We start from the raw sequence: 7,986 nt of genomic DNA, 5'->3' as shown, positions 1-7,986 counted from the left end.
GCGATCCGCCCGATCGCATGGCGGGCGGCCTCGACCGCCACCACAAACAGAACCGGGATCACCGCGTGCATACCGACGCCCAGCGGGTCCGGCCACGCCGCCGCGCCGTTGAAGGCGATGGTGGCGGCCGTCAGCAGCCAGGCCGTCTGGCGGAGCAGAGGGAAGGGGATGCGGATCCAGGTCAGCAGGAGGTCCAGGGCCAGGAGGACGCAGATGCCGGCGTCGATGCCGATCGGGAAGACGTAGGCGAAGGTGCCGAAGCCCTTTTTCATCGCCAGTTCACGGACGGCCGCGTACGAACCCGCGAAACCGATACCGGCAATGACCACAGCGCCCGCCACAACCACACCGATCAGAACCCGATGCACCCGAGTCAGCCGGGTTAACTCACTGCCCATCACCACGCCCCACCCCCCATCCCATCGTCACCACTACGCAGGCCCCACACTTCCATGCCGTTCCGGGGGCTGCTGCGCTTCAAACCTTCTCTGTCGCAAATCATCAACACAAAGCGATGTGGCACCCAACCATCTGCCCCTGTCGACGGTCGTGCAATTCCCCACGAGGCGCGCTTTCGTGTCGGCGTAATTCCCCTCCCCCGCGGTCACGAGTCCCCATGGGGACTCGTGACCGTGGCCTGTGCGCTTGGGCGTGATCGAACTAGCACGCTCTTTCCCTGTTTCGGGTGGTTTCATCGTTAGATGGCTATTCCTTGCGAATCGGTCTGGTTCCCCATGGGCATGCCGGTGCCGGGTTGAGGGTCCTGGCCATCTCGGATCCGCAGGCGTCCCTCGACCTGCGAGCCGAGAGGTCGACGGACACACCGGATGGCAAGGAGAACTTTCACCGTGGTCGACATCGTCGAGATCTACGTCCACTGGTACGCGGGCCGGTCGAAGAGCCAGCTGGCCACTTCGCTGGGAATGGACCGCAAGACGATCAGGAAGTACCTGGCGCCGGCGGAGGCGGCCGGGATGACCCCGGGCGGGCCGCCCATGAGCGAGGCGGACTAGGCCAAGCTGATCAAGAGCTGGTTCCCGGAGCTTGCCAGCCGCCGGCTGAACCAGCTGACCTGGCCGGAGATCGAGCAGCACCGCGACTACATCAAGCAGCTGCTGGAGACCACCACGGTCACCACGATCCACCAGCGGCTGAAGGACGAGCGGAAGCTGAAGGCGTCACTCACGTCGCTGCGGCGGTGGGTCCACGAGAACCTCCCCGACAAGGCGGCCCGGTCGAAGGTGACGGTGCTGCGCGAGGAGGTCGAACCGGGCTCGGAGGCACAGATCGACTACGGCTTCCTGGGGCAGTGGATCAACCCCAGGACCGGCAAACGGCACCGGATCTGGGCATTCGTGATGGTGCTGCCCTGCTCGCGGCACATGTTCGTACGTCCCGTGACCTACATGGATCAGCATGCCTGGACCCTGGCCCACGTGGACGCGTTCCGCTTCTTTGGCGGTGTCCCTCGCCGTCTGGTGCCGGACAACCTGAAGACCGGGGTGGACAAGCCCGACCTCTACGACCCGCAGATCAACAAGTCCTATGCCGAACTCGCCTCCCATTACGGGGCGTTGGTTGACCCGGCCAGGGCCTTGCATCCGAAGGACAAGCCCAGGGTGGAGCGGCCCATGCCCTACATCAGGGACTCGTTCTGGAGCGGGCGCCATTCCACCTCCCTCGACCACATGCAGGCCGAGGCCCTCACCTGGGCGAGGGAGACCGCTGGGCGCCGCCATTGCCGGCCGCTGCAGGGGGCGGCGCCGCTGGCGGTGTTCGAGGCCGCCGAGGCCGAAGCCCTCCTTCCGCTGCCCGAGACGCCGTTCGTGCTGGCGAAGTGGTCGACCGCGACCGTCGGCCCGGACATCCACATCAAGGTCGGCCGCACCCTCTACTCGGTGCCTTGGAAGCTGATCGGTCGACGCGTGGACGTCCGTTCCACCGCCGCCATGGTGCAGGTCTTCCACGACGGCGGGCTGGTCAAGACGCACGCGGCTCTCGAGCAGGGCAAGCGCACCGATGCCAGCGACTACCCGCCCGAGAAGATCGCCTTCCAGATGCGGACGCCGAGGGGTGTTCGTGTGTCCGTCCGCCTGCCTGCGCCAGTGGCAGAGGTTGTGCCGCTGTCAGCTCCAGACGGCAAGGAGTTCGGGATCGGGGGCAATGCGGGGTGGACAGGGCGCGAGCCGAGTACGGGGCTCCCGGCGTTCAGCTGTAGTAGGCGATCTTCTCGTCGAGAACTTCCATAGCCCGGCACAGAGCCGCCACCCGCTGCTCCAGGGCGGCACGGCGCTCGCGAAGGAAGGCGACCCGGTTCTGCGGAGGGTGCTCGGCGCGCAGAATGGCGACGAACTGCCGCAGGTCTGCGATGCCGAGGCCGGCCTCGCGGAAGCACGTGACCAGGCCGATCCAGAAAAGGTCGTCCTCGGTATACTCTCTGCGCCCGCCGGCGGAGCGCCGGATCGGGCCGATGAGCCCTTCGCGCTCGTAGTAGCGCAGCGTGTCGATGGAAACACCAGTACGGTCGGCGGCTGTTGCCGGGGTGACGGCGGTCATGGGGCTCCTTTGGCAGCTGCTACCGCGCTTCGTTGAAGCGCGCCAGGTGCTCGTCGCTGAGCCGCACACGGCGTGCAGCAAGTGCCTCCTCGATCTGCTCCACCCGGCTCACGCCGACGATGGGATCGATCCCCTGCCGCATCAGCCATGCCAGGACGACCTGGTTCCTCGTGGCCGAGAGCTCGTCGGCGATGTCGTCCAGGACCGCGAGCACCTGGATGGTCCCGGGGTGATCATATGTTTGCGGAAGCGGCTTGTCCGCGCGCACGTAGGAACCCCACATCAGCGAACTGTACGACCACACAGCGAGCCCCTCCGACCGCGCGAGGTCCAGGTCCTCGGCGGCGAGCATGCGGTGGCCGGCCTCCGCGAGGGGGGTGAGCGGGCGCGGCTGGACGAGTGAGTGGCGCAGTTGCAGGGCCGTCCACGGTTCCACCCGCTGCTCCCGCGCGAATGACCGTGCGCGCTCGACACGCCAGGCGGCATGGTTCGCCGCCCCGACCCGCAGAGCCAGCCCCTTTGCGGTGAGCTCGCCGAAGGCGCCGACCGTCTCCTCCAGCGGCACGGTGCGGTCCTCGGCGTGAGCCCACAGCAGATCGATGTGATCGACTCCCAGACGTCCCAGGCTCTCCTCCACGCCGGCGTGGACGGCGCGGGCGGAAAGTCCTTCGGCGCTCTTCGGCCAGGAGTGCGGGACGAGCGGGTTCTGCCGGACCTTCGTAGCGATCCGTACCGCATCGCGCGCACCCGGGCGGGCCCGAAGCCACGCGCCGATCAGGCGCTCGCTGGCACCGCCGACGCCACTGGGGTCGGTCCAGAAGGAGTAGCAGTTCGCGGTGTCGAGCCAGACACCCCCGCCGGCGACGAAGGAGTCGAGGATCGCGAAGGCCCGGTCGGGATCGACGCGGGTGCCGAAGTCCATTGTTCCAAGGACGATCTGGGGGTCGGTGGTGTTCATGCGGCCCATGCTCGTATCTGGAGCGCGCTCCAGGTCAAGAGAGCGGTTGTGACAAACGGTCCGGGGCCCGATCTCCAAGAGCCCGGCGCCGCATGCGACGGACGCGCGTGACGATGCCCCCGTCGGCGGCGATCCTGGAAAGCGGCCTACCGAACAGGTCAACAGGGCTGCTGGACAGGGACGCCGTGCAGCTCAGCTCAGGTTGCCCACGGACGCCGCAGCCGGTGACAACAGCAACGCTTCCCTTGCAGCTGGTGACAAGTAGCATGCCGACCTGGTGACAACTGCCCTGCCTCGCCGCGCCGAAGGCGCAGGGTAGTGAGGCCGTTGGTGACAACCATCCTGCTTTGGCACACTGGATGAGCCGAGGCGCGATAGGTGTCACCAAGGCAGGCTTGCTGTCACTTCGCATCGGAGCTGGCTCAGCCAGGGACGCGGTTCTGGCAACGCCGGTGGAGGCCAGTCACCTCGTACCGCACGACGTGCCGGAAGCTGATGAGAGACCGGGCGGTGTCCACGAAATCCAGCATGCCCTCCCGGCGTTCACCGCCGTCGGTCACAGGGCGGCGGCGCGGACCAGCCCCGCGACCGCTGCAGAGCGGCTGTGTGGGGGCCACGCAATGACCGTGGTGACGTGGGGGGCGTCGAGGACCGGTACGGCGGTGAGGCCCTCGCGCAAGCCGGTGCCGCCCGACTCCGGGACGACCGCGCAGGCGCGGCCGAGGGCGATGAGCTGGGTGAGTTGCGTGTGGTCGCGCACTTGCGGTCCGGGGCCGTCCGGGAAGGAGCCGTCGGGGCGTGGCCAGCGGGGCAGGGGCAGGTCGGGAAGGTCGGTGACCTCGGCGAGCCGCACGTGGGGGCGGGCGCTGAGAGGGTGGCCCGCCGGGAGGATCGCGACCTGACCCTCGGTGTGCAGGTCCTCGGTGTCGAAGCCGGCCGTGTCGTCGAATGGCCGATGCAGCAGGGCTACGTCGGCCCGGCCGTCGCGCAGCACCCGTGCCTGCTCGCCTGGCCCGCACAACACGACGTCCACGGCGACGGCGCCGGGCTCGGCGGCGTAGGCGTCGAGGAGTTTCGCCAGCAGTTCACCGGAGGCGCCCGCCTTCGCGGCCAGGACCACGGCGGGGCGGCCGGTCGCGGCGAGGGCGGCCCGGCGAGTGCGCCGTTCGGCGGCCTCGACGGCGTCCAGCGCCGCCCGCGCCTCCCGCAGCAGCACCGCCCCCGCCCCGGTCAGGGCGATGCCCCGGCTGCCGCGCTCCAACAGGACGGTGCCCAGGCGCCGTTCGAGCCCGGCAATCGCCCGCGACAGCGGGGGCTGGGCGATCCCGAGCCGCTGCGCGGCCCGGCCGAAGTGCAGCTCTTCGGCGACCGCGACGAAGTACCGCAGCTCACGTGTCTCCACCCCGCCAGCCTAACCGGGCCGGCCAGGAGCGATACCCCAGCGGTATCGCAGTCCACCCAGTCGGTCTTGGACGCCCTGCCCGGCGGGGAGAAGTATCGATGTCATGAGTGAGACGAACACCGTGAACCACCACAAGGTCGCGCTGGTGACCGGAGCCAACAAGGGCATCGGGTACGAGATCGCCGCCGGGCTCGGCGCCCTCGGCTGGTCCGTCGGGGTCGGCGCGCGGAACGAGGAGCGGCGCGAGGACGCTGTGGACAAGCTGCGCGCGGCCGGGGCCGACGCGTTCGGCGTGCCGCTGGACGTGACCGACGACGCGAGCGTGACAGCGGCGGCCCGGCTGATGCAGGAGCGGGCCGGGCGGCTCGACGCGCTCGTCAACAATGCGGGGATCACCGGGGGCGGACCGCAGGAGCCCACCACGGTCGACGTGAACCGGGTACGGGCGGCCGTGGAGACCAACGTGATCGGCGTCATCCGCGTCACCAACGCCCTGCTGCCGCTGCTGCGCCGCTCACCGTCGCCGCGGATCGTGAACGTTTCCAGCAGCGTCGGCTCCCTCACGCTCCAGACCACGCCGGGCGCCGAGACGGGCCCCATCGCTATCGCCTACGCTCCGTCGAAGACGTTCCTCAACGCCGTCACCGTGCAGTACGCCAAGGAACTGGCCGACACCCACATCCTGATCAACGCCGTCTGCCCCGGCTTCACGGCGACCGACCTCAACGGCTTCCGGGGAGTGCGCACCCCCCAACAGGGTGCAGCCGCCGCGATCCGGCTGGCCACCGTGCCGGCCGACGGGCCGACGGGCCGCTTCTTCGACGACGAGGGAGAGGTGCCCTGGTGACGCGCACTCGGCCCGCGCCACTCGGGAGAGATGGCGCATGCGCGTCCTCGTGACGGCGCTGTCACGCTATATCGGTACGGCCGCCGAGCCCGAGCCCGAGCCGCCGGCGACGGACTACGGGTTGAGGGATCGAAAAGGCACCGAGCCTCTGTGACAAGTAGCCCGCCTTCCAGGTGACAACCAGGCTGCTTCGGCCCGGCCCTTCTGCCAGCTTATTGGCTCCGCCGGTGACAACTATCGAGCCTCGGCACAGACCGGCCGCTCTGGCCAGGATTGATTCGTCGGTGGTTGGGGGCATCGAAGTCTGAGCAACCGTACGCGGCGCGGCAGGGCCGTGCTGGGTCGCCGCAGCACGCGGCGACCCAGGGAGCAGTCCGAGACCGCGAACCGCGTCGCGGCAGGCGGTCAAGCCCCGTTGACTGATGCCTCAGTCCGCCGCAGGTACTCCTGGACGGCCGATTCTGGAATCCTGTGGGTTTGTCCGACCCGGATGGCCGGCAAAGCCCGCTGGTGCACGAGCAGGTAGACATCCATCTTCGACACCCGCAGCACACTGGCGGTTTCCGCGATGGTGAGAAACTTGGTGTCGGCGGGCTGGTTCGATGGACTGTCGGGGATCGAGGGAACCTCGTCCGTGTCGGCGGGGGTGTCACGCAGGTACTGGTGGACGGCTTGCTCGGGAATGCGGAAGGATCTGCCGACTCGAATGGCGGGAAGATGCCCGCTGTTCACGAGCCGGTAGATGGTCATCTTCGATACCCGCAGCACACTGGCGGTCTCCGCAACGGTGAGGAACACGACCTCGGACAACGGCCGCTCCCCGGACTTGGATGACAGCCGTTCCCCGAGAGAGTCTCCGACGTAGGCAGGATCGGCATTGCGCGAGGGCTCCTGCCTGATCTGCTCCTGCAGCCTGGTGAGGCGTTCCTGCGTGCCAGCAGGGTCGGCCCACAACCCTTCCACGGCGCGGGCCACATCCCGCAGCTGATCTTCGATGCTCATCGTGCACCTCCGTCTACACCCGCGAGGAGCGTCTCGAGTGTGGCACGAGCGTGGTGTAAGTGCGTTTTTCACCGAGCCGGTCGTGATGCCCATGATCTCCGCGATCTCGTGCAACGGGCAGTCGTGCTGAAGTTGAAGCGCTATCGCGGTGGCCTGTCGCGGAGGCAGCTTGCGGACAGCTTCCAGAATGGTGAGCTGTTCTTCCCTCAGCGCCAGGGCGTCACGACCGCCTGCCGTCTGGCCCGGAAGCTCATGCGGATCCGTGCTCAGGCCCTGATGCTGCCTGGTCATCTGTGCTCGGCTCAGCCGTTGGCGGGCGATTTTGAACAGCCAGCCCCTCACGTTTTCTAGCGTCTGGATCCGGCTCCAATACCGATGCGCGGCGATCATTGCTTCTTGCGCCGCGTCGTCGATCAAGGCGAGATCGCCTTCCAACCAGATCAGATAGCGCCGGACTTGAGGTTCCCACTGAGTGAAGAATCGAGCGAACTCCTCCGCTCCTGGGTCCACGCGTGCACCCCTCTCCCCCTGCCGCCCGCTCAACCAGGAGACCGCTCCCTGACGCTGTCTCCCGCGATGACCGTGCGACGACCCTGGGCTGTATCTTCCACCCTCAATCCGTTGCCGGGCAGCCGATCGAGCATGACGACCAAAGTGGCCCGGCGCTCTCGCTCTAGTCCAGCTCGGGCCCGGCCTCGCGCGAGCTCGTGCAGGACGTCCCAGAGATTCGAGCTTCCAGCGCGGGACCGCAAGATCAGCCCCACTACGGCCAGAAGTACAGGGATCCCTATCGGGACCAGAACCTCAACACTCACCGGGCGACTCCGCCTGCATCCCGCTGTGGCCCCATGCCACAGCCCTCCCCTACTACAGGGCCAGCGAGCCAGAGCGGTTGAAAGCCCGAGCAAGATTTTTTTGGTCTCGGAAGAAGAACATCAACTCCGCGTCGTGATTTTCAGTTCTCCTAACGGGTCGATCGCCGCTCACCCGTGGTCGGGGCATCTGGTGTTCAGTTACGGCGCTTGAACAGCGCTGTGAGAAGACCTGGGGGCTGTCGGGACAAGTCCGTCCGGCAGTCGGGGCAGTGGCGGCCGCCTCGGGTGGGACGTCGTTGTAGCGGAGGCCAGGTTGCCCGGTGCGGGGCTGCCCGCACCGCTCGCACGGTTCCGGCTCGGGTGGTGCGGGGCGACGCGCGGCGGGCAGCTGCTCCAGGCGCTCGTG

The 7,986-nt window shown here is 68.1% G+C and carries 7 protein-coding genes and 3 pseudogenes; 3 read left to right on the top strand and 7 right to left on the bottom strand.

Going from position 1 to position 7,986, the window contains the following annotated elements:
- Nucleotides 1–398 (bottom strand): DUF2637 domain-containing protein (locus ABT114_RS49495; RefSeq protein ID WP_351153719.1); only part of this gene is annotated, 398 nt, incomplete at its 3' end.
- 429 nt (nucleotides 399–827) lie between these two features.
- On the opposite strand from ABT114_RS49495, the gene ABT114_RS49490 reads away from it, so the two are divergent.
- Nucleotides 828–1,013: a hypothetical protein gene (locus tag ABT114_RS49490; protein WP_351153716.1), complete on the top strand. Its 186-nt coding sequence runs from the start codon at nucleotides 828–830 to the stop codon at nucleotides 1,011–1,013.
- Nucleotides 1,014–1,019: 6 nt separating this feature from the next.
- Nucleotides 1,020–2,249, top strand: a complete 1,230-nt coding sequence (istA, locus tag ABT114_RS49485) for an IS21 family transposase (protein ID WP_351153724.1) — start codon at nucleotides 1,020–1,022, stop codon at nucleotides 2,247–2,249.
- On the opposite strand, the gene ABT114_RS49480 is transcribed toward istA, so the two are convergent.
- From ABT114_RS49480 to ABT114_RS49470, 3 genes are all read right to left on the bottom strand, one after another.
- On the bottom strand, nucleotides 2,209–2,556 hold the full coding sequence (locus tag ABT114_RS49480) for a MerR family transcriptional regulator (RefSeq protein WP_351153713.1): 348 nt from the start codon (nucleotides 2,554–2,556) through the stop codon (nucleotides 2,209–2,211). The two genes, istA and ABT114_RS49480, sit on opposite strands and share 41 nt — an antisense overlap.
- Nucleotides 2,557–2,575: 19 nt before the next feature.
- Nucleotides 2,576–3,514, bottom strand: a complete 939-nt coding sequence (locus tag ABT114_RS49475) for an aldo/keto reductase (protein ID WP_351153711.1) — start codon at nucleotides 3,512–3,514, stop codon at nucleotides 2,576–2,578.
- 556 nt (nucleotides 3,515–4,070) lie between these two features.
- A complete protein-coding gene (locus tag ABT114_RS49470; protein WP_351153708.1) occupies nucleotides 4,071–4,916 on the bottom strand; it encodes a LysR family transcriptional regulator in 846 nt (281 codons plus the stop codon).
- 103 nt (nucleotides 4,917–5,019) lie between these two features.
- On the opposite strand from ABT114_RS49470, the gene ABT114_RS49465 reads away from it, so the two are divergent.
- Nucleotides 5,020–5,763, top strand: coding sequence for an SDR family oxidoreductase (locus ABT114_RS49465; RefSeq protein ID WP_351153706.1), 744 nt, complete (start codon nucleotides 5,020–5,022; stop codon nucleotides 5,761–5,763).
- A 405-nt stretch (nucleotides 5,764–6,168) separates the two neighbouring features.
- Here the strand turns inward: ABT114_RS49465 and ABT114_RS49460 are convergent.
- The 3 pseudogenes from ABT114_RS49460 to ABT114_RS49450 all read right to left on the bottom strand — a co-directional run.
- Nucleotides 6,169–6,330, bottom strand: a pseudogene (locus ABT114_RS49460) (excisionase family DNA-binding protein); the annotation flags it as partial.
- A 78-nt stretch (nucleotides 6,331–6,408) separates the two neighbouring features.
- Nucleotides 6,409–6,600 (bottom strand): annotated as a pseudogene (locus ABT114_RS49455) (helix-turn-helix domain-containing protein); the annotation flags it as partial.
- 234 nt (nucleotides 6,601–6,834) lie between these two features.
- Nucleotides 6,835–7,275 (bottom strand): annotated as a pseudogene (locus tag ABT114_RS49450) (RNA polymerase sigma factor); the annotation flags it as partial.
- Between the last annotated feature and the right edge of the window lie 711 nt (nucleotides 7,276–7,986).

The sequence above is a fragment of the Streptomyces sp. NPDC002088 genome (assembly GCF_040296605.1).
Taxonomy (GTDB): Bacteria; Actinomycetota; Actinomycetes; order Streptomycetales; family Streptomycetaceae; genus Streptomyces.
This window is presented reverse-complemented; position numbering and strand designations above follow the sequence as displayed.

What these genes read in the sequence shown, in the direction of transcription:
- ABT114_RS49475 (WP_351153711.1), bottom strand. Translation starts at nt 3,514, where the DNA reads ATGAACACCACCGACCCCCAGATCGTCCTTGGAACAATGGACTTCGGC.
- ABT114_RS49490 (WP_351153716.1), top strand. Translation starts at nt 828, where the DNA reads ATGGCAAGGAGAACTTTCACCGTGGTCGACATCGTCGAGATCTACGTC.
- ABT114_RS49465 (WP_351153706.1), top strand. Translation starts at nt 5,020, where the DNA reads ATGAGTGAGACGAACACCGTGAACCACCACAAGGTCGCGCTGGTGACC.
- ABT114_RS49480 (WP_351153713.1), bottom strand. Translation starts at nt 2,556, where the DNA reads ATGACCGCCGTCACCCCGGCAACAGCCGCCGACCGTACTGGTGTTTCC.